We start from the raw sequence: 21212 nt of genomic DNA, 5'->3' as shown, positions 1-21212 counted from the left end.
GAGGGCGGGGGGTGGGCCAGCCCCGCCGCGCCCGCGGCCGCGGGGGGGCGGGGCGGGCCCCCGCCCCGGTGGGGGGGGGAGGCGCGCTGGGTGGGGGGGCGGGGCGGGGGCGGCGGGGCGGGGGGGCGGGCGGGGGGCGGCGGGGGGGGGGGGGGGGGGGGGGGGGGGGGGGGGGGGGGGGGGGGGGGCAGGAAGGAGGGGGCATAGCGCTTGCCCCTCTCCCCGGCCCTCTCCCCGGAGGGGAGAGGGAGATTGGGCATCAGCCCTCCGGATAGATCGGGAAGCGCGCGCACAGTGCGCGGACGCGCTCGCGGACGGCGGCTTCCACCTGGGCGTCGCCCTGCTCGCCGTTCTTGCGAAGACCATCGAGCACGTCGGCGACCATGTTGCCGATCTCGCGGAACTCGCCTGCGCCGAAGCCGCGCGTAGTGCCCGCCGGCGAGCCGACGCGGATGCCGCTGGTCTTGACCGGCGGCAGCGGATCGTTGGGGATGCCGTTCTTGTTGCAGGTGATCGCGGCGCGCTCCAGCGCCTCGTCGGCGTCCTTGCCGGTCATGCCGAGCGGGGTGAGGTCGACCAGCGCGAGGTGCGTGTCGGTGCCCCCCGAGACCAGGTTGGCGCCGCGCTCCTTGAGCGTCGCCGCCAGCACCTTGGCGTTCTCGACCACCGCGGCGATGTAGCTCTTGTAATCCGGGCGCAACGCCTCGCCGAACGCGACCGCCTTGGCGGCGATGACGTGCATCAGCGGGCCGCCCTGGAGGCCGGGGAATACTGCCGAGTTGATCTTCTTGGCGATGGCTTCGTCATCGGTCAGCACCATGCCTCCGCGAGGGCCGCGCAGCGTCTTGTGCGTCGTGGTGGTGACGACATGGGCGTGGCCGAACGGCGTGGGGTGCGCACCGCCTGCCACCAGGCCGGCGAAATGGGCCATGTCGACCATGAAGATCGCGCCGACTTCATCGGCGATCGCGCGGAAGCGGGCGAAATCGATGATGCGCGGATAGGCCGAGCCGCCGGTGATGATGAGCTTGGGCTTGTGCTCCTTGGCCAACCGCTCGACCTGATCGAAGTCGATCAGGTGATCGTCGGGGCGCACGCCGTACTGGACCGCGTTGAACCACTTGCCGCTCATCGCCGCCTTGGCGCCGTGGGTCAGGTGACCGCCGGCATCGAGGCTGAGGCCCATGATCGTGTCGCCGGGCTTGGTCAGCGCGAGCATTACCGCGCCGTTCGCCTGCGCGCCCGAATGCGGCTGGACGTTGGCGAAGCCGCAATCGAACAGCTGCTTTGCGCGATCGATCGCTAGCTGTTCCACCTCATCGGAAGGGTGGCAGCCCTGATAATAGCGCTTGCCCGGATAACCCTCGGCGTACTTGTTGGTGAAGACGCTACCCTGCGCTTCCAGCACCGCCTTGGAGACGATGTTCTCGGAGGCGATCAGCTCGATCTGGTGCTGCTCGCGGTCGAGTTCGTGCGCGACGCCGGCGAACACCGCCGGATCGGCATCGGCCAGGCTCGTGGTGAAGAAGCCGTCGGGCTGGAGTCCCGCGGTGACTGGGTTGGTGCTCATGCGGGGCTCCTTTCAGAATGGCTGAGTTTATCGACGCGGCGCTGGTGACGATCGCCGAGAAAGGGGGTTTCGAGGAAGGCGGTGATGCATGCCTTGGCCATCTCGGTGCCGATCAGCCGGGCGCCGAGAGCGATGACATTGGCATCGTTGTGCTGGCGCGCAAGGCCGGCCGAGAGCGGCTCGGAAACGAGCGCGCAGCGGGCGGCGGGATTGCGATTGACCGCGACCGAGATGCCGATGCCCGATCCGCACAGCGCGATGCCGATCCCGGCGCTTCCGTCCTCGATCGCGCCGGCCAGCCGATAGCCGTAATCGGGATAGTCGACGCTCTCGGGTCCGTTGGTGCCCAGATCGAGCACGTCGTGACCCTGCTCACGCAACCAATCGGCGAGTTCTGCCTTCATGGCATAGGCGGCATGGTCCGAGGCGATGGCGATGCGGTGTGGCATGGCGCGCTCCCTACGCCCGGAGGACCCGGCTGGCTAGACAAGACAACCATAAGGGAGCCCGAAAATGCGCAAAGAGTTTCTGATCCTGCCGCTGTTCCTGCTGGGCGCGGCGGCCTGTTCGGACCGGACCCAGGACAATGTGAGCGGCGCGCTGGACCGCACCGGCAACGCGCTCGACAATGTCGCCGACGACGCGGGCGATCGGATCGAGAACGGCGTCGAACGGGCCGGGGATGCGATCGGCAACACCGCCGACCGGATGGGGGATGCCGTGGCCGGCGCGGTCGCGGACACGGGCAATGCGATCGACAATCGTACCCGCTAGGACGGATTACGGCTGTCCGCGCCGAGGATTGATTTCCGCGGACTCATGGCACAAGGCTGCAAAGCATTTGTCACATGTCGGGTTTAGGGCGCTTGCTTCGCGCATACGCGGCACGCGAGCGCCCTCCAGGAGTCAATGATGGGTTCAGTTGCCAAGACGCCTCGAAACGGCGCGGTGCGCGGCGCGGTGCATCGCCACGAGCACCTCACCAAGCAGGGCATATTGGAGCGTGCCTTCACCTTCGCCTTCCGCGGCCTGGTCTATGCGCAGATCTGGGAAGATCCCGATGTCGACATGGAAGCGCTGGAGATCACGCCCGACAGCCATGTCGTCACGATCGCCTCGGGCGGCTGCAACGTCTTCTCCTATCTGACGGCGAACCCCGCGAAGATCACCGCGGTCGATCTCAATCCGGCGCATATCGCGCTCAACAACCTGAAGAAACAGGCGCTGCTCAGCCTGCCCGATTACGCGACGTTCCACCGGTTCTTCGGCCTGGCCAACCGGCCCGAGAACATCGATGCGTACAAGGAATTCATCCGCCCGCAGCTCGACGACACCTCGCGCGATTATTGGGACAGCCGCTCGCCCAGCGGCGTGCGCCGGATCAATGGCTTCAAGACCGGCTTCTACAAGCAGGGCCTGCTTGGCCGGCTGATCGGCTTCGTCCACAACATGGCGCGCAAGTACAAGATCGATCCCACCGAGATCCTGCGCGCGAAGAATATCGAGGAGCAGCGCGAGATCTTCGAGACCAGGTTCGCGCCGTTCTTCGAGAAGAAGTTCCTGCGCTGGCTGGTCGACCAGCCAGCCGCGCTGTTCGGCTTCGGCATCCCGCCGGCGCAGTATGATCTGCTCAAGGTCGACGATGCGGGCGGGATCACCGGCGCGCTCAAGAGCCGGTTGCGCAAGCTCGCCTGCGATTTCGACATCAAGGACAATTACTACGCCTGGCAGGCCTTCGGCCGCGGCTATGGCGAGCATGCGGACGCGCCGCTGCCGCCCTATCTCCAGAAGGCGAACTACGAGGCAGTACGCGACCGCGCCGAGCGCGTCGAGATCCGCCATACCAACTATGCCGATTATCTCGACTCGATGCCCGCCCAGTCGCTCGATCGCTATATCCTGCTCGACGCGCAGGACTGGATGACCGACGAACAGCTCACCCGCATCTGGACCGAGATCACCCGCACCGCCAAGCCCGGCGCGCGCGTGCTCTATCGCACGGCGGCGGTGCCCGACGTCGTGGCCGGCCATATCCCGGCGGCGATCCTCGACCAGTGGGAATATGCCCCGCAGGAGAAGCGCGAGGACTGGACCCGGCGTGATCGCTCCTCGGTCTATGGCGCGACTCACCTCTGGACGCTGAAGCCCCACGCATGAGCGAGGCCCGGACGGGCGACCAGAAGTCGCTGATGGACGATGTCTATGCGCTCCATCGGCACTTCTACGATTTCACCCGCAAATTCTATCTGTTGGGCCGCGACCGGCTGGTCCGCCGGCTCGCGCCGCCGCCGGGCGGCACGGTGCTGGAGGTGGGCTGCGGCACCGCGCGCAACCTGATCGTCGCGGCGAAGCATTGGCCGGATGCGCGCTTCCATGGCTTCGACATCAGCGAGGCGATGCTGGAGACGGCGCGCCAGTCGGTCGAGGGCAAGGGACTTGGCGACAGGATCACGCTCGCCCAGGGCGATGCCGGCAATTTCGACGTCCAGGCGCTGTTCGGGCTGGAGAAGGTCGATCGGGTGTTCATGAGCTACACGCTGTCGATGATCCCGCCCTGGCAGGAGGCGATCGAACTGGGCGCGAAGGCCCTTGCGCCGGGCGGAAGCCTGCACATCGTCGATTTCGGGCAATATGAGCGGCTGCCGGGCTTCGCCAAGCGGCTGCACTTCAAGTCGCTCAACGATTTCCATGTCTTCCCCCGGCGCGAATTGCCGGCGGTGCTCAAGCGCATCGCCGAGGAGCAGGGGCTGAGCATGGAATTCACGCCGCTCTATCGCGGCTATGCCTGGAGCGCGACGCTCATCCGCGCATAGAACCCCTTCGCAGCAAGCCTGGGTTCATTACGCGGCCGGGAGGATGCGCTCCTCGAAAAGGGGGAGGAATCGATGGGTGTTCGCCGCTGTCTCGCCGTTCTGGCGCTGGTTCTCGTGCCGCCGTCTCCCGCCAATGCGGACGATCTGAAGCTCGCCCCCGGCATGGCGATCGCCTCGGACGGGGCGCAGGTCCATTACGAAGTCGGTACGCTGCACGTGCCGGAGAATCGCGCCAGGCCGGGCGGCCGCCAGATCGGCGTGGGCGTGCTCCGCATCCGGGCACGCGCTCCCACCGGCGCGCCGCCGATCTTCCTGCTGGTGGGCGGTCCCGGCGTCACCCTGCTCGACACGCTCGAGGACCAGGGGCCGGCGGCCAAGCGGCGGCTGCGCATGTGGCTCGATGACAGCGAATCCGCCGATCTCGTGATCGTCGAGCAGCGCGGCTACACGCTGCGCGGCGACATGCTGGAGCTGAAGAACCCGGCGATGCCGCTCGACCGGCCGGCCCGGGTGGAGGACGATGTCGCCCTCACCATGGCCCAGGCCCGCGCCGCCGCCGGCGAGCATCCGGGCATCGACCTTGCCGGCTATACGATCGCCGAATGCGCCGACGATGTCGATGCGGCGCGCCGGCTGCTCGGCTATGACCGGATCAGCCTGCTCGGCGCGAGCTTCGGGTCGCAATGGAGCTTCGCCGTGATGCGGCGGCACCCGGAGACCGTGGCGCGCGCGCTGATCAGCGCGGTCGAGCCGCTCGACAATGGCTATGACATGCCCTCGCAGGTCTTCGCCGCGCTTCAGCGCATCGCCTTCGAGGCGGAGCGCGACCCCGCGCTGGCGCCCTTCATTCCCAAGGGCGGGTTGATCGCCGCCGTCCGGGCGGTCCACGATCGCTTCGCCAAGGGACCGGTGACCGTGCAGGTACCCGGTGCAGGGGCGGTGACGCTCGGCCTGGGCGACTTCCAGCTGGCGCTGCGCGAGCAGGCGGTGGATGCGGCGGTCTGGCCTGCCTTCGTGATCGATCTCTACAACGGCCGTTACCAGGGCTGGGCACGGCAGGTGATCGAGCAGCGCAAGGCGAACACGGTCTCGCTGATCGGCCCGCTGATCGACACGGCGACCGGCATGAGCGCGGCGCGCGAGGCGCAGCTTCGCACCGATCCCGCGCTCGACATGCTCGGAAGCTGGAACTTCGCCGCCTATCTCGCCTCTGCCGATGCCTGGCCGACCGACGATCTGGGCGACGCCTTCCGCCTGCCGGTGCTGAACCCGACCCCCGTGCTGTTCGTCCAGGGCGACTGGGACACCAACACGCCGGTGGAGAACCTGACCGGGCTGCTGCCCTATTTCCCCAATGCCCGCGCGATCATCGTCCATCGCGGCCAGCATACCGGGGCCTTGGCGCTGCTGCGCGACCGGCCCGAGCTTGCGGCGGCGGCGAGGCGCTTCCTGAAGGACGGGACCCTCGACGATCTGCCGGCCGAAGCCGCACTGGCACCGGTTCGCTTCGCGCTGCCGGAGAAGGAATAGAAGGGCGGCTCAGGCCGCGAGGCGCAGCTCCAGCCGGCCCCAGATCTCGACCAGCGCGCCGACCAGCTCGCGCATCATCGCTTCGCTGTGCGACGGACCCGGCGTGAAGCGCAGCCGCTCGGTGCCGCGCGGCACGGTGGGGTAGTTGATCGGCTGGACGTAGATGCCGTATTCGGCGAGCAGCACGTCGCTGATCTTCTTCGCCTTGACCGGATCGCCCACCATCAGCGGCACGATATGCGTGGTCGAGGGCAGCACGGGCAGCCCCGCCTCGGCCATCAGCGCCTTGAGCATCGCCGCGGCGGCCTGCTGGCCCTCGCGCTCGACGCTGGAGGACTTCAGGTGCTTCACGCTCGCCAGCACGCCCGCGACCAGCACCGGTGACAGCGACGTCGTGAAGATGAACCCCGGCGCATAGCTGCGGATCACGTCGATGATGACCTGATCGGCGGCGATGTATCCGCCCATCACGCCGAACGCCTTGCCCAGCGTGCCTTCGATGATGTTGATCCGGTCGGCCAGCGCGTCGCGCTCGGAGATGCCGCCGCCGCGCGGGCCGTACATGCCCACGGCATGGACCTCGTCGAGATAGGTCAGCGCGTTGTACTTGTCGGCCAGGTCGCAGATCTCGGCGATGGGGGCGATGTCGGCGTCCATCGAATAGACGCTTTCGAACGCGATCAGCTTGGGCGCGGCGGGATCGTCGGTCGCCAGCAGCTCCTCGAGATGCGCCAGGTCGTTGTGGCGCCACACGCGCTTCTCGCAGCCCGAATTGCGGATGCCGGCGATCATCGAGGCGTGGTTCAGTTCGTCCGAATAGACGATGCAGCCCGGCATCAGCTTGCCGAGCGTCGCCAGAGTCGCCTCGTTCGAGACATAGCCCGAGGTGAAGAGCAGCGCGCCCTGCTTGCCGTGGAGATCGGCGAGCTCGGCTTCGAGCTCGATATGGTAATGGGTGTTGCCGCCGATGTTACGGGTGCCGCCCGATCCGGCGCCGACATCGTGCAGCGCCTCTTCCATCGCCACGATCACCTTGGGGTGCTGGCCCATGGCGAGATAGTCGTTCGAGCACCACACGGTGATCGGCTTCGGCCCGTTATGGCCGGCGAAGCAGCGCGCATTGGGATAGGCGCCCTTGTTGCGCAGCACGTCGATGAACACGCGATAGCGCCCTTCGGCATGGAGCCGGTCGATCGCCTGATTGAAGACCCGCGAATAATCCACGGCGGGCGCTGGGCTGTCCTTCGTGTGCATGGGCAGCGTCACTACGCCGAAAAAATGCGGATTTCCAGCGGGCACGGGTCCGGAATTATCCCAATGGCGCACGATGCCCTCCCTCCGCAAACTCCCGTTACCGACAGGGCATGCGCGCGATCCGCGACTCTGTTCCGCCGAACGGGCACGGTTCGTCGCAAATGCGGACGCCGATCAATACGTCCGCCCCCAACTGTGGTAAAAGAACATCATCGCGGGCGACTCGCTGCCTCGGGCAGTGCCGCGGCCAGAACCGGCTGTGCTTCCGCTTGCGATCGGAGCAGCTTATGACCACGATCGACGTGGAATATTATCGGCGGCGTGAGCGTCAGGAACGCGAGAACGCCGAACGCGCCGACGACACCATGGCCCAGCGCATCCATCTGGAATTGGCCAATCGCTATTCCGCGATGCTGCGCGATCTCGCGCCGATGCCGATGCCGGTGATGGGCCGAAGCTGAGGCGGAGCGGACGTTCGACCCGGCCTGTATTTGCGCGGGAGAGGTCGGCTGGGCGGTAGCCGGATACCCCAAAAGTCACAAAAGTCGCGGGTCTCGCGCGCCTCCGTGCGTGCCCCGGGGGAATCGGGCCGTCCGTGATGGGGATTCGCGATGGGAAAGAGCGTGACCGGCCTTGCAAGCGGAGTCCTGCATCGCGGCTGGCATAGGAGTGAAAGCGCGCCTCGGCCGGGGGAGGGGGATCCAGCAGCGTGGAAACGACCTTCCCCGGCGAAGGCCGGGGCCTAGTTGCGAGCCAGTCCGATACTGAGCCCCGGCCTTCGCCGGGGAGGTCTTGGCCGGGATGCTGGGAGAGAGGCTGGAGACGCGAGGGGCTCGCCCGAGGAGGAGTGGACCCCGGCACTTCGGCCGGGGTGACGGTGGGCGGTGGCGCGGTTGACCAAGTGGCGCGGTTGACCAAGTTGACTCGACTCACGCGCGTTTCCACGCCGATCGAGCGTGCTTCGTGGAACTCCGACGATGAGAAAGAGCCGGTCCCCTCGTTCGGCTCCCAAATCCTACATTGCAAGGCTGGGCCGGCTTCGATCCCGCCTAAAGCTGCTCCACGCTCGCCAGCCCATAGCGGGCGAGCGCCGGGGCCAGGGCCTGCATGTTCGGGCCGAGCGCGGTAAACACGGCCCGTCCGGGCGCCGGGTGCTCCGGCCATTGCTGGCCCTCGGTCAGATAGGCGATGCGCCGGGCGATGCCCGGGCCGCCGTCGACGAAGCGCACCGGACGCGGCGCGGCGGCGGCAAGCTCGGCCTCCAGCAGCGGGAAATGGGTGCAGGCATTGACGATCACGTCGAGCCGATCGCCGCCGGGCTGCGCGAACAATCCGTCGAGCACGCCGCGCAGCCGCGCCGGGCCCGGCACCGTGCCGGCCAGCTTCGCCTCCGCCATCTCGACCAGCTCGGCCGAGCCGTGGCGCAGCACCGTGCAATCGCCCGCGAAGCGCGCCGCGAGATCGTCGACATAGGGCTGGCGCACCGTCGCATCGGTGCCGAGCACGCCGATCACCCGCGTCTCGCTCAGCAGCGCGGCGGGCTTGATCGCGGGCACGGTGCCGACGATCGGCAGGTCGAGCGCGGCGCGGACCGCCGGCAGCGCGATCGTCGAGGCGGTGTTGCACGCGATCACGATCAGCCGGGGATTGAAGCGCTCGGCCAGCCGGCCCAGCAGGGCAGGCACGCGCGCCGCGATCTCGGCTTCGCTGCGCGTGCCATAGGGGAAGCCCGCCGAATCGGCGACGTACACTAGCGGCGCGCGTGGGAGCAGCTTCGCCGCCGGCGCCAGCACCGATAGCCCGCCCACGCCGGAATCGAAGAACAACAGGGGCCGCGCGTCAGTCATCGGAAACGGATCGATCCAATAAATCCAGATTGTTGCACGCGCTTAACGGAGCGCCTAGCTAAGAGGCAAGAAGGGGGATCGGTGCAAAGCGACACACTCTGGCTCGGCCCCACCGCGGCGCTGCTGCTCGGCTATCTGCTGGGCTCGATTCCGTTCGGCGTGCTGCTGACCCGCATGGCCGGCGCGGGCGACCTGCGCCAGATCGGATCGGGCAATATCGGCGCGACCAACGTGCTGCGCACCGGCCGCAAGGGGCTGGCGGCGGCGACGCTGCTGCTCGATCTCGCCAAGGGCGCGGCCGCCGTGCTGCTTGCCGAAAAGCTGTTCCCGGGCATGGCGATGCTGGGCGGCATCGGCGCGTTCATCGGCCATTGCTATCCGGTGTGGCTCAAGTTCCGCGGCGGCAAGGGCGTGGCGACGCTGATGGGCATTGTCGTGGCGCTGCATTGGCCCTCGGGGCTGGTCTATGCCGCGGTGTGGCTGGGGCTGCTGGCGATCCTGCGCATCTCATCGCTCGCGGGCATCAGCGCGGCGATCAGCGCGCCGGTGAGCGTCGCGTTCTTCGGGCGGATCGATCTGGTGCTGATGCTGCTCGCGCTGGCGCTGATCGTGCTGTGGAAGCACCGCGACAATATCGACCGGCTGCTGAGCGGCACCGAGCCGCGCATCGGCCGAAAACGTGAGTGAGAGCCGCGAGGCACGGCTAAGGCTGCTGCGCTCCGCCAATATCGGCCCGGTCACCTATCGGCAGCTTGTCGCCCGCTTCGGCTCGGCGTCGGCGGCGCTGGAGGCATTGCCGATGCTCGCGGCGCGGGGCGGGGGCAGGGCGCCCGTCCTTGCCGATCCGGCCTTGGTCCGGCGCGAGATCGCCGCGGTCGAGCGGCTGGGCGCGCGGTATCTGTTCCTTGGCGATCCGGGCTATCCCGCGCTGCTCGCCGAGATGGAGACCGCGCCGCCAGCGCTGATACTGCGCGGCGATTTGGATCTCGCGCAGCGAACCTGCATCGCGATCGTCGGGGCGCGCAATGCTTCGGCTGCGGCCTGCCGTTTTGCCCGCCAGCTCGCGCTGGGGCTGGCCGAGGCGGGGGCAACGGTGGTCTCGGGGCTGGCGCGCGGCATCGATACGGCGGCGCATATCGGCTCGCTGGGCGGTGGGACGATCGGCGTGATCGCCAGCGGCATCGACGTGACCTTTCCGCCGGAGAATCGCGAGCTTCAGGAGCGGGTCGCGACCGAAGGCCTGTTGCTGGCCGAGCAGCCGCCGGGCACCGAGCCGCTCGCGCGCTTCTTTCCCTCGCGCAACCGGATCATCGCCGGGCTGGCGATCGGTACCGTGGTGGTGGAGGCGGCGCCGAAATCGGGTTCGCTGATTACCGCCCGCATCGCGGCGGACGCGGGGCGCGAGGTGATGGCCGTGCCCGGCTCCCCGCTCGATCCGCGTGCGCAGGGCTGCAACCTGCTGATCCGCGAGGGCGCGACGCTGGTGCAGTCGGTCGAGGACATCCTCGAAGCCGTGCGCCCGATCGATCCGCGCGCGGTGCGCTCGCCCGTCCGGGGCTTCGAAGGCCCGCCGCCCGAGGATGCGAGCGATGCACAGCGGCGTGCGATCGTCGCCCTGCTCGGGCCGGTGCCGGTGGCTGCGGATGAGCTGATCCGGCAATCGGGTCTGGCGCCCGCGGTGGTGCAGACGGTGCTGCTGGAGCTCGAATTGGCGGGGCGACTGGAGCGGCATGCCGGCGGGCGCATTAGCCGTATCGATTGACGGGGGTGCAAATGGAAGAACGGATGAAGCCAGGCGGGCTGATCGGCGTGACGCTCGAACTGTTGCGGAACAATGCGGCGGCGGCGATGGCGGCGTTCGCCGGGCTGGTCGCTGTCTCCACGGCATTCGATGTGCTGCGGCCGGAAAGCTACACCAATCTGCCGGCGAGCATCGCGGGTATGCTGGCGCAATTCATACTGACCAAGATCGCGCTCGATCGCCTCGGCGTCGTCCAGCGTACCTCGCGCGGCACCGGGCCGGCCTTTATCGGCCTGTCGATCCTAACCAATCTGGGCATATTGGCGGGGCTGGTGCTGCTCGTGCTGCCGGGCATCTATCTGGTGATGCGCTGGTCGGCGAGCGTGCCGATCCTGATCGCCGAAGAAAGCGGTCCGATCGAGAGCATCGGCGAGAGCTGGCGGCGCACCAATGGCCATGTCGTGCCGATCACGATCGCCTATCTGTTTTCGCTGCTGCCCCTGCTGGGCATTCTCGGTATCGGCTTGGTCGAGGGCGTTTTCCCCGACCTTGCCGGTCCGGCCACGGCGCTGGGGCTCAATCTGTTCGTCTATGCCTGGCTGATCCTGAGCTGGTATCTCTCGATCGCGATCTATCTTGCGGTCAGCCGCGTTCCGGACGATCTCGAACAGGTTTTCGCATGAGCCGTCGAAATGGTATCGCGCCGCCCGCTTGACGGCCCCTGCGAACCCTCCCCACCTTACACGCGTACACGTGAGGATCATCTTACCCCCATGCAGCTTGTCATCGTAGAATCGCCGGCCAAGGCGAAGACCATCGAGAAATATCTCGGCAAGGACTATCGCGTCCTGGCCTCCTACGGCCATGTCCGCGATCTGCCCGCGCGCGACGGATCGGTGAACCCCGACGAAGGGTTCGCGATGGAGTGGGAGACCTATGCCGACAAGTCGAAGCAGCTCAAGGCGATCTCCGATCTCGCCAAGACCGCCGATCGCCTGATCCTCGCGACCGATCCCGATCGCGAGGGCGAGGCGATCTCGTGGCACGTCCAGGAGGTGCTGCGGAACCGCAAGGCGCTACCCAAGGAAGTCGAGCGGGTCACCTTCAACGCGATCACCAAGCCCGCGATCCTTTACGCGATGGAGCATCCGCGCGAGCTCGATATCGACCTGATCGATGCCTATCGCGCCCGCCGCGCGCTCGATTATCTGGTGGGGTTCACGCTCTCGCCGGTGCTGTGGCGCAAGCTGCCGGGCGCCAAGTCGGCGGGGCGCGTCCAGTCGGTCGCGCTCAGGCTGATCGTCGAGCGCGAGCGCGAGATCGAGGGCTTCACCCCGCAGGAATATTGGTCGGTCATCGCCGACATGGAGCAGGACGGCACGCCGTTCCAGGCGCGGCTGGTCAAGTGGAAGGGCGACAAGCTCGACCGGCTCTCGATCGGCGACGGCAAGAGCGCCGAGGCGGCGAAGAAGGCCGTCGAGGAAGGGCGGTTCACGGTCGTCTCGGTCGAGACCAAGCCGGCGATGCGCAACCCGCCGCCGCCCTTCACCACCTCGACGCTCCAGCAGGAGGCGGCGCGCAAGCTCGGCTTCTCGGCCAGCCACACGATGCGGGTCGCCCAGGGGCTCTACGAGGACGGCGCGATCACCTATATGCGTACCGACGGCGTCCAGATGGACGGCGGTGCGATCCAGGAGGCCCGCAAGGCCGTCGCGACGCGCTATGACGGCAGCTATGTGCCGGACAAGCCGCGGGTCTATACCACCAAGGCCAAGAACGCCCAGGAAGCGCATGAGGCGATCCGGCCGACCGACTTTTCGAAGGACAAGGCGGGATCGGGCGATCATGGGCGGCTGTACGAGCTGATCTGGAAGCGCGCGCTCGCCAGCCAGATGGCCTCGGCCCGGATGGAGCGCACCACGATCGACCTGGAGGACGGCACCGGCCAGCACGGCCTGCGCGCCACCGGCCAGGTCGTGCTCTTCCCCGGCTATCTCGCGCTCTATGAGGAAGGCCGCGACGACGACGCTGATGAGGATGCGCGCCGCCTGCCGCGGATGAGCGAAGGCGCGGCGCCCGCCAAGAAGGCCGTGAACGCCGAGCAGCATTTCACCCAGCCGCCGCCGAGGTTCTCCGAAGCCTCGCTGGTGAAGCGGCTGGAGGAATTGGGCATCGGCCGCCCGTCCACCTATGCTTCGATCATCCAGGTGCTCAAGGACCGCACCTATGTCCGTGTCGAGAAGAACCGCTTCTTCGCCGAGGAGAGCGGGCGGCTGCTGACGGCGTTCCTCGAACGCTTCTTCCAGAAATATGTGAACTACGACTTCACCGCTGATCTGGAGGAGGAGCTGGACGACGTCTCGGGTGGCCGCGCCGCCTGGCAGGCGGTGCTCGAAGCGTTCTGGAAGGACTTCAAGCCGCGCACGGCCGAAGTGATGGAGCAGAAGCCGTCGGACATCACCGCGGCGCTCGATCAGTTCCTGGAGCCGTACCTGTTCCCGCCCAAGGCGGACGGCAGCGATCCGCGGCTCTGCCCGGTGTGCGGCAACGGGCGGCTGGCGCTTCGGGGCGGGCGGTTCGGCGCGTTCGTGGCCTGCTCCAACTATCCCGAGTGCAAATATACCCGGCGCTTCGCCCAGCCGGGCGGGGAGGGCGAGGAATCGAGCGGGCCGGAAGTGCTCGGCAACGATCCCGACACCGGGCTGCCGGTCGAGCGCAAATCGGGGCGGTTCGGGCCGTATATCCAGCTCGGCGAGGGCAAGGATGCGGCGCGGGCCTCGATCCCCAAGGATATCGAGCTCGACCTCGAATGGGCGCTGAAGCTGCTCAAGCTGCCGCGCACGGTCGGCAACCATCCGGAGACGGGCAACCCGATCACCGCCTCGATCGGCCGCTACGGGCCGTATCTGGCGCATGACGGCAAATATGCGCGGCTCCAGTCGACCGCCGAAGTGTTCGAGACGGGCATGAATGCGGCGGTGGTGAAGCTGGCGGAGGCGGCGGCAAACGGCGGCCGTCCGGCGCGGGGGGCAGCGCGTGAGCCGTTGAAGGTGCTGGGCAAGCATCCGCGCACCGAGGCGGAGATCAAGCTGATGGAGGGGCGCTACGGTGCCTATGTCACCGACGGCGAGACCAACGCGACCTTGCCCAAGTCGATCGACAAGGACCAGTTGACGCTGGAGGAGGCGGCACAGCTTATCGACGCCCGCGCCGCTGCGGCGCCCGCCAAGGGCAAGGCGAAGAAAAAGGCCGCGCCGAAGAAGAAGGCGCCGACGAAGAAAGCGGCTGCGAAGAAGGCGTAAAATTCCTCCCCGGAACGGGGAGAGGGACCATGCGCAGCATGGTGGAGGGGGAGAGCCGCGAGGGATTCTGGTGGGGAGAGCCCTCTCCGCCACGCGGCTTCGCGTCGCGGTCCCCCTCCCCGTGCCGGGGAGGATCGAAATTATGCCGCGCGCATCTCCAGCCCGCGCAGCCAGGCGCGGGCGGCTTTCTGGGCGTCGATGATCTCGCGTGCCGTCATGTCCTCGGCGATCTCGGCGCGGCAGAGCTGCGCTGCCGAGCTGCCGGTCACGGCCGCGATGTTGAACCATTTGTGCGCCTCGACCAGGTCGATACCGACTCCGTCGGCGCCGCTGGAATAAACCATGCCTAGATCGAAACAGGCGTCCGCATCGCCGCGTGCCGCGTCGCGAAGCCGGCTCTCGATAAGGAAACGCGCACTTCGAAGGCTATTGCCCATGTCGCCTACCCCCTGGTCAGTCTTCTTCTGACCTTGGGTTCTGGGGGCGAGTCGCGAATAAATAGTTAACGCGGTTAACCGTAGTTTTTCAGGCGACCGGGATATTGTCGATCAGCCGCGTGCCGCCGATGCTCGCCGCGGCGAGCAGGCGGCGCGGACGACCGGGCACCGGATCGCCCAGCGTCTCGGCATCGGTCAGCGTGACATAATCCACTTCGAAGCCCGCCGCGGCCAGCGTCTCGCGTGCCTGGGCAAGCGCGGCCTCGACATCGCCGCCCTCGGAGATCGTCCGCTCGGCGGCGCCCAGCGCGCGCGGCAGGGCGATGGCGCGGGCGCGATCCTCGGGCATCAGATAGGCGTTGCGCGAGGAGAGGGCGAGGCCGTCGTCCTCGCGCTGGACCGGCACGCCGATGATCTCCACGGGCATGTCGAGATCGGCGACCATGCGGCGGATGACGGCGAGCTGCTGCCAGTCCTTCTCGCCGAACAGCGCGACCTGGGGCTGGACCTGGTTGAACAGCTTGGTGACGACGGTCGCGACGCCGTCGAAATGGCCGGGCCGGTGCGCGCCGTCGAGCACTTCGCTGATGCCCGAGACGGAGACCTTGCTGGCGAAGCCTTCCGGATACATCACCTCGACCGGCGGCATCCACAGCAGGTCGATGCCTGCGCCTGCCAGCATCCGCGAATCGGCCTGCTCGCGGCGGGGATATTTGGCGAGATCCTCGTTCGGGCCGAACTGGATCGGATTGACGAAGATCGACACGGCGACTCGGCTGCCGGCGCGCTTGGCGGCCTCGACCAGCGCCATATGCCCGTCATGCAGCGCGCCCATGGTGGGAACCAGGGCCACGCTCTCGCCGGCTTCGCGATAGGCTCCGATCGCCTCGCGGAGTTCGGTTAACTGGCGGACAGTTTGCACGCTTGGTCTCTTTCGATAAGACAGAAAGCGCGGCCTTCTATGGGGGGCGGGCCGATCGATCAACAAAGGAAGTTTGCGTTGAGTGATGGATCGAAGCGGTTGCACGTTCTGGTGTTCGCCAATGAGAAGGGCGGCACCGGAAAGTCGACGACTGCCGTCCATGCCGCGATCGCCCTCGCCTTCAAGGGCGCGCGGGTGGCGTGCTTCGATCTCGACCACCGCCAGCGGACGATGGGCCGCTATCTCGACAATCGTGCCGCGACGATAAAGCGCACCGGCCGGGCGCTGCCGATGCCGGTCTATGAGACGCATGACGGCGAGACGATGGGCTTTTTCTCGGAAACGCTCGAGCGGCTGAGCGAGAATGCCGATTTCCTGGTGATCGATACGCCGGGCCGCGACGACAAGTTCGCCCGGCTGGCGGTCACCAATGCCGATACCTTGGTCACGCCGATGAACGACAGCTTCGTCGATTTCGACCTGATCGGCCAGGTCGATCCCGAGACGTTCCGGGTCTCGCGCCCCAGCTTCTATTCCGAGCTGATCTGGGAATCGCGCAAGCGCCGGGCCAAGGCGGACGGCGAGACGATCGACTGGGTGGTGCTCCGCAACCGCATGCAGCATATCGAGGCGCGCAACATGCGCCGCGTGTCCGAGGCGATCGACCAGCTTTCCAAGCGCGTCGGCTTCCGGGTGATCTCGGGCCTGTCCGAGCGCGTGATCTATCGCGAGCTGTTCCCCCAAGGGTTGACGATGCTCGATTCGCGCGAGTTCGGAGAGATGGGCCTCAGCCATGTCGCCGCGCGGCAGGAACTGCGCGAGATGATGGCGGGGCTCGCGCTGCCCGAGGCCGCGATGCCGCTGTTCGCCTGATGTTTCAGTTCCTGGTAGCGGCGCTGCTGGTCGGCGCGGTCTGGTATCATTGGGGCAAGCCGAAGAAGAAGCCGGCGAAACCCGCCCCGGCACAACCCGAGGAGGAGGCGCGCGCGATCCTGGGCGTGGGACCGGATGCGGGCGCCGAGGAGGTCCGCGCCGCGCACCGCCGGCTGGTGACCGCGCTCCATCCCGACAAGGGCGGATCGGCCGAACTGACCCGGCGTATCAATGCGGCACGGGACACGCTGTTGCGCGGGCGCGACTGAATTCACGCGCCGTGATTGAACTTTGCCCACCCTTGGGGGATTAGGCGGCGAACATTCCCCCGGGAGGCATCATGGCACATCGTTTCGACCCCACTTCGCTGCGTGAATATGATATCCGCGGAATCGTGGGGGAGGCGCTGGGGCCGGACGATGCCCGCGCGATCGGCCGGGGCTTCGCGACGCTGCTGCGCCGCGCGGGCGGCAAGCGAGTCGCGGTGGGCCGCGACGGCCGGCTTTCGTCGCCGATGCTGGAGGCGGCGCTGGTCGAGGGGCTGACCGCATCGGGCTGCGACGTCGTCCGTATCGGCATGGGGCCGACGCCGATGCTCTATTATGCCGAGGCGACGCTAGAAGTGGATGGCGGCATTCAGATAACCGGCAGCCATAATCCCGGCAATTACAACGGCTTCAAGATGGTGTTCGAGCACCGCCCGTTTTTCGGCGAGGACATCCAGACGATCGGCAGGCTTGCGGCCGCGGGCGACTGGGACGATGGCGACGGCAGCGAGACCGTCACCGATGCCGACGTCCTCGATCTCTATGTCGATCGGCTGGTCGCGGGCTATGCCGGCGGCGCCTATCGCATCGGATGGGACACGGGCAACGGCGCCGCCGGCCCGGTGGTCGAGAAGCTGGTGAAGCTGCTCCCGGGTGAGCATCACACGATCTTCACCGAAGTGGACGGCAATTTCCCCAACCATCATCCCGATCCCACCGAAGAGAAGAACCTCGCCGATCTGAAGGCGCTCGTCGCGAGCAAGAATCTCGATTTCGGACTGGCTTTCGACGGCGACGGCGATCGGCTGGGCGCGATCGACGGTCAGGGCCGGGTGGTGTGGGGCGATCAGCTTCTCTCCATATTGGCGGAGCCTGTGCTGCGCGTGGAGCCGGGCGCGACGATCATCGCCGATGTGAAGGCCAGCCAGGCGCTGTACGACCGGATCGCCGAGCTGGGCGGCACGCCGCTGATGTGGAAGACCGGCCACAGCCTGATCAAGACCAAGATGAAGGAGACGCACGCGCCGCTGGCCGGCGAGATGAGCGGCCATATCTTCTTCGCGCAGGATTATTACGGCTTCGACGACGCGCAATATGCGGCGGTGCGGCTGATCCAGGCGGTGCATGTGATCGGCAAGTCGCTCACCCAGCTCAAGGATGAGATGCCGGCGATGGTCAACACGCCGGAGATGCGCTTCCAGGTGGACGAGAGCCGGAAATTCGCGGTGATCGACGAAGTGCTCGACCGGCTGGAGGCCGAGGGCGCCGATGTGAACCGCACCGACGGCGCGCGGGTGAACACGCCCGACGGCTGGTGGCTGCTGCGCGCATCGAACACGCAGGACGTGCTGGTGGCGCGGGCGGAGGCGAAGTCGCAGGAGGGCCTCGACCGGCTGATGGCGATGATCGACGCCCAGCTCGCCGCGAGCGGGCTGGAGCGGGGGCCGCAGGCGGGGCATTGATCCGCCGGGCGGTACGGCCATCTCGATCGGATCGGCACCTGCGATGGGGCTGGTGAGCGTGAAAGCCTTCCCCGTCACCCCGGCCGCAGTGCCGGGGGCCACTCCTCCGCAAGCGAGCCCCTCACGCCTCCAGCGGCTCTCCCAGCATCCCGGTGGACCTCGGCACTGCGGCCGGGGTGACGGGAGGGGAGAGATGCGGCCCTAACGGACCAGTAGCGCCGCCGCGATCAGCGCGGCGGAGGCGAGCGCCGATGCGGCGAGCCAGCGGATCGCGCGGGCGATCGTCGGTGCGGAGGGTTCCGGGGCCGGCGCCGGCTCGCTCTCCAGCTTGCGCGCCAGCGCGCGGATCAGCCGTGGCGCATCGTCGCGCAGCCGTCCGAGTTCGAGCAGCAGCGCTTCGCCGCTCCGGCCCGGCAGGAGGCGCGACAGCATCAGCCGGCCCTTTGCGCGTTCGAGCGCGGCGGCCAGGTCGAAGCCGGGCTGGATCGCGCTCAGCACGCCGTCCATCGTGACCAGCGCCTTGAAGATCAGCAGCAGGTCGGGCGGCAGCACCAGCCCTTCCTGGCGCAGCAGCGGGAAGAAATCGGCGACGAGCGTGCCGAGCACCAGCGGGCCGCCGCCATGGCGCGCCGCCAGCCGCTCCGACGCGGCGAGGATGCGTTCACGCGGCGTATCGCTCGCGGCGGACCATAGCGCCAGCGTGTCGGCCAGCGCGGCCGAATCCCCCGAGCGGAGCGCCAGGATGAAGCCCAGGAACTCCTGCTGGCGGCGCGGGCTGACATGGCCGATCAGCCCCAGGTCGAGTAGCGCGAGCCGGTTGCTGGGCAGGCAGAGCAGGTTGCCGGGATGCGGATCGCCGTGGAAGCGTCCATGGACGAGCACCATTTCGAGCACCAGGTCCGCGCCCAGCTCGGCGATCACGGCCGGATCGATGCCGGCGGCGCGCAGCGTCTCGCCGTCGCGCGGCGGCACGCCGGCGACATGGTCCATCACAAGCAGCGAATCGCTGGTCCATTGCCAGTGGATTTCGGGGATCGCCACGCGCGGATCCCGGGCGAAATCGGCGCGCAGCCGATCGGCGTTGCGGCCCTCGATCGTGAAGTCGAGCTCGTCGAACAGATCCTGCGCGAGCTGCTGGACCAGCGCGGCAGGCTGGAAGCGGCGGGCCTCGCGGCTGCTCGCCTCGACGATTCCCGCCAGGTGCCGGATCAGTCGCAGATCGGCCTCCATGCGGCGGCGGATGCCGGGGCGGCGGATCTTCAGTACCACCTCGCGCCCGTCCTGGGTGCGGGCGCGGTGCACCTGCGCGATCGAGGCGGCGGCGAGCGGTTCGGGATCGAACCGGGCGAAGACCTGCTCGGGCGGTTCGCCCAGCGCGGCCTCGACCTGTTCGCGCAGCATGTCGAAGGGGAGCGTCGGCGCCTGGCTGTGGAGGTGCTCGAATTCCTCGATCCAGGCATCGGGCAGCAGGTCGCGGCGCGTGGCGAGGATCTGGCCGAGCTTCACATAGGTCGGCCCCAGCGCCTCGATCGCCTGGCGGGTGCGGCGGGGCAGGTCGATCGGCTCGGCTTCGCCGCCGCCGCTTTCCAGCCCCATGCGCGCGATCAGCATGCCGATGCCGAATCGCGCCGCCACGCTGCTGATCTCGGCGAGTCTTGCATGGTCGCGCGCTGCCACCGCTATCGTCTTGAGCATCGGTCCTCCGCTGTCGCCAGCAGGGCAACCCCTGCCCGGGCTTTCCGTTCCGGGAGGCGTCCGGGACTTTTGACTCGCTTTTCGGGCGCCGAGTCCCCACATCCGGGGCCATGGCGCCGCCACCTCCCTCCATCATCCGCGTCATCGATCTAGAGACCACCGGCCAGGCCCCGCCCGCGCATGGCGTGTGCGAGATCGGCTGGCAGGACGTCGGGCTGGGCAAGGACGGGCGTTGGGAATTGCAGGGCGAGGGGGGCAATCGGCTGGTCAATCCCGGCCGACCGATCCCGCCGCTCACCATGGCGATCCACCATATCCGCGACGAGGACGTCGCCGATGCGCCCTGGTGGCACGATGTCGCGCGGCCGATCCTGGACCCCTGGCCGCGCCGTGTCGCGCTCGCCGCGCACCGGGCGAGCTTCGAGGAGCAATTCTGCACGCCCTCGCTCACCCGCGGTGCCGACTGGATCTGCACCTGGAAATGCGCGCTGCGGCTATGGCCCGATTCGCCCGGATTCTCGAACCAGATGCTGCGATACTGGCGCAAGCCCGAGGGGATGGTGCATGAGCGGGGCCTGCCCGCGCACCGCGCCTTTCCCGACGCCTATGTGACCGCCTATCATCTGCGCGACATGCTCAACGAGGCGAGCGTGGCGCAGCTGGTCCAATGGTCGAAGGAGCCGGGGCTGCTGCCGCGCGTCCGCTTCGGCCCCGATCGCGGCAAGGAATGGAGCGAGATCGACGACGATTCGCTCGCCGGCTTCCTGAACGATCGCGACGAGGATGTGCGCCATACCGCCCAGACCGAGCTCGCGCGGCGCCGTGGCGGCGGTCCGGTGGGCCGCGATGCTTCCGAGGAACGGCTGCTGCTTTAACCCCGCCGCAACAGGAAGGGGCGCATTCCCAGGGCATCGGCGACGCGCATGTCGCGCTCGACCATGTTCGCGGTGAAGCGCTCGATCGCGCGGCGGGTGCGGCTGAGCGGACTGTCGATCGCGGCATGGCCGCCGATCACGACCCGGCTGCCCCAGCTCTCGGCGAGCGAACGGACCTGCGGGCGCAGCCCCGCGCGCACGGTCTCGCCGCCCAGCACGATCGAGGGGAAGGGCAAAGCCGAACGCGGCGAGGCGAAGGTATCGAGCAGGCCGTCGACGCTGCCTTCGTCCTTCTCGATCGGCTCGAAGAACAGCGCGCCCGCGACGCGCGAGACATAGGAAGTGGGGGACAGGCGCGCCCACCAGGCGGTCGCGAAGCAGCCCGCGCCCTGGGCGAGCAGCAGCACGGCGCGATCCGCCTGCATCACCGCGGCGTCCAGCTTGGCGGCTAGCACGTTGCGCTCGGCCGTGGTGCGCGCCTTGAAGGGGATGTGCGCGTCCGGCTGCGGACCCGATTCGAACAGGGCGCCCCATGCCGATGGTCTACCCTCGGCGATCGTCACGATCGAAAAGCCGCCCGGCAATGCCAGCGCACCGTTTCCCATAGCGCACCCTCATCTGGAG

At 68.0% G+C, this 21212-nt stretch carries 21 protein-coding genes; 13 read left to right on the top strand and 8 right to left on the bottom strand.

From position 1 onward, the window contains the following. Positions 1–259: 259 nt before the first annotated feature. Positions 260–1570 carry a serine hydroxymethyltransferase gene (gene glyA / locus HB724_RS11885; RefSeq protein ID WP_213981154.1) on the bottom strand — a complete coding sequence of 437 codons (1311 nt, stop codon included), beginning with the start codon at positions 1568–1570 and terminating at the stop codon, positions 260–262. After that, a complete protein-coding gene (gene rpiB / locus HB724_RS11880) occupies positions 1567–2019 on the bottom strand; it encodes a ribose 5-phosphate isomerase B (protein ID WP_213981153.1) in 453 nt (150 codons plus the stop codon). The genes glyA and rpiB overlap by 4 nt, the downstream gene beginning before the upstream one ends. Before the next feature lie 64 nt (positions 2020–2083). On the opposite strand from rpiB, the gene HB724_RS11875 reads away from it, so the two are divergent. The 4 genes from HB724_RS11875 (at position 2084) to HB724_RS11860 (ending at position 5913) form a co-directional block, all read left to right on the top strand. After that, positions 2084–2344, top strand: coding sequence for a hypothetical protein (locus HB724_RS11875; RefSeq protein WP_213981152.1), 261 nt, complete (start codon positions 2084–2086; stop codon positions 2342–2344). A gap of 138 nt (positions 2345–2482) precedes the next feature. After that, complete coding sequence (locus tag HB724_RS11870; RefSeq protein ID WP_213981151.1) at positions 2483–3727, top strand: DUF3419 family protein; 1245 nt, start codon at positions 2483–2485, stop codon at positions 3725–3727. Continuing rightward, positions 3724–4383 (top strand): class I SAM-dependent methyltransferase, encoded by a 660-nt coding sequence (locus tag HB724_RS11865; RefSeq protein ID WP_256731474.1) that lies wholly within the window; start codon positions 3724–3726, stop codon positions 4381–4383. Before HB724_RS11870 ends, HB724_RS11865 begins: the two co-directional genes overlap by 4 nt. Positions 4384–4455: 72 nt before the next feature. Further along, a complete protein-coding gene (locus tag HB724_RS11860; protein ID WP_213981150.1) occupies positions 4456–5913 on the top strand; it encodes an alpha/beta fold hydrolase in 1458 nt (485 codons plus the stop codon). 9 nt (positions 5914–5922) lie between these two features. On the opposite strand, the gene hemA is transcribed toward HB724_RS11860, so the two are convergent. After that, complete coding sequence (gene hemA / locus HB724_RS11855; protein WP_213981156.1) at positions 5923–7167, bottom strand: 5-aminolevulinate synthase; 1245 nt, start codon at positions 7165–7167, stop codon at positions 5923–5925. Positions 7168–7454: 287 nt separating this feature from the next. On the opposite strand from hemA, the gene HB724_RS11850 reads away from it, so the two are divergent. Beyond that, a complete protein-coding gene (locus HB724_RS11850; RefSeq protein ID WP_213981149.1) occupies positions 7455–7628 on the top strand; it encodes a hypothetical protein in 174 nt (57 codons plus the stop codon). 588 nt (positions 7629–8216) lie between these two features. Here the strand turns inward: HB724_RS11850 and murI are convergent. Beyond that, complete coding sequence (gene murI / locus HB724_RS11845; protein ID WP_213981148.1) at positions 8217–9014, bottom strand: glutamate racemase; 798 nt, start codon at positions 9012–9014, stop codon at positions 8217–8219. Positions 9015–9095: 81 nt separating this feature from the next. Between murI and plsY the strand changes: the two genes are divergently transcribed. From plsY to topA, 4 genes are all read left to right on the top strand, one after another. Continuing rightward, entirely contained in the window at positions 9096–9701 is a 606-nt protein-coding gene (gene plsY / locus HB724_RS11840; RefSeq protein WP_213981147.1) for a glycerol-3-phosphate 1-O-acyltransferase PlsY, read from the top strand. Then, a complete protein-coding gene (gene dprA / locus HB724_RS11835) occupies positions 9694–10776 on the top strand; it encodes a DNA-processing protein DprA (protein ID WP_213981146.1) in 1083 nt (360 codons plus the stop codon). Before plsY ends, dprA begins: the two co-directional genes overlap by 8 nt. Before the next feature lie 11 nt (positions 10777–10787). After that, the gene (locus tag HB724_RS11830) at positions 10788–11438 is read left to right on the top strand and encodes a glycerophosphoryl diester phosphodiesterase membrane domain-containing protein (protein ID WP_213981145.1); all 651 of its coding nucleotides are present in this window, start codon (positions 10788–10790) and stop codon (positions 11436–11438) included. Positions 11439–11528: 90 nt separating this feature from the next. Next, on the top strand, positions 11529–14057 hold the full coding sequence (topA, locus tag HB724_RS11825; protein WP_213981144.1) for a type I DNA topoisomerase: 2529 nt from the start codon (positions 11529–11531) through the stop codon (positions 14055–14057). Positions 14058–14197: 140 nt separating this feature from the next. On the opposite strand, the gene HB724_RS11820 is transcribed toward topA, so the two are convergent. Together HB724_RS11820 and panC are read right to left on the bottom strand one after the other, a co-directional pair. Continuing rightward, complete coding sequence (locus HB724_RS11820) at positions 14198–14494, bottom strand: hypothetical protein (protein WP_213981143.1); 297 nt, start codon at positions 14492–14494, stop codon at positions 14198–14200. A gap of 88 nt (positions 14495–14582) precedes the next feature. Beyond that, on the bottom strand, positions 14583–15416 hold the full coding sequence (panC, locus tag HB724_RS11815) for a pantoate--beta-alanine ligase (RefSeq protein ID WP_213981142.1): 834 nt from the start codon (positions 15414–15416) through the stop codon (positions 14583–14585). A gap of 78 nt (positions 15417–15494) precedes the next feature. Between panC and HB724_RS11810 the strand changes: the two genes are divergently transcribed. The 3 genes from HB724_RS11810 to HB724_RS11800 all read left to right on the top strand — a co-directional run bounded on the left by HB724_RS11810 (position 15495) and on the right by HB724_RS11800 (position 18018). Then, positions 15495–16289 (top strand): division plane positioning ATPase MipZ, encoded by a 795-nt coding sequence (locus HB724_RS11810; RefSeq protein WP_213981141.1) that lies wholly within the window; start codon positions 15495–15497, stop codon positions 16287–16289. Then, on the top strand, positions 16289–16558 hold the full coding sequence (locus tag HB724_RS11805) for a J domain-containing protein (protein ID WP_213981140.1): 270 nt from the start codon (positions 16289–16291) through the stop codon (positions 16556–16558). Before HB724_RS11810 ends, HB724_RS11805 begins: the two co-directional genes overlap by 1 nt. A 71-nt stretch (positions 16559–16629) precedes the next feature. Then, positions 16630–18018 (top strand): phosphomannomutase/phosphoglucomutase, encoded by a 1389-nt coding sequence (locus tag HB724_RS11800; RefSeq protein ID WP_213981139.1) that lies wholly within the window; start codon positions 16630–16632, stop codon positions 18016–18018. Between the two features lie 201 nt (positions 18019–18219). Here the strand turns inward: HB724_RS11800 and HB724_RS11795 are convergent, their stop codons facing one another. Then, positions 18220–19713 (bottom strand): AarF/UbiB family protein, encoded by a 1494-nt coding sequence (locus tag HB724_RS11795; RefSeq protein WP_213981138.1) that lies wholly within the window; start codon positions 19711–19713, stop codon positions 18220–18222. Between the two features lie 110 nt (positions 19714–19823). On the opposite strand from HB724_RS11795, the gene HB724_RS11790 reads away from it, so the two are divergent. Beyond that, entirely contained in the window at positions 19824–20588 is a 765-nt protein-coding gene (locus tag HB724_RS11790) for an exonuclease domain-containing protein (protein ID WP_213981137.1), read from the top strand. Here HB724_RS11790 and HB724_RS11785 read toward each other — a convergent pair. Continuing rightward, positions 20585–21193 carry an alpha/beta hydrolase gene (locus tag HB724_RS11785; protein WP_213981136.1) on the bottom strand — a complete coding sequence of 203 codons (609 nt, stop codon included), beginning with the start codon at positions 21191–21193 and terminating at the stop codon, positions 20585–20587. The two genes, HB724_RS11790 and HB724_RS11785, sit on opposite strands and share 4 nt — an antisense overlap. Positions 21194–21212: the final 19 nt, after the last annotated feature.

Origin of the sequence: Sphingomonas sp. dw_22 (assembly GCF_018449795.1) — a bacterium.
GTDB lineage: Bacteria > Pseudomonadota > Alphaproteobacteria > Sphingomonadales > Sphingomonadaceae > Sphingomonas.
The sequence above is the reverse complement of the archived record's forward strand: the minus strand, read 5'-3'. Positions and strand labels throughout refer to the sequence as shown.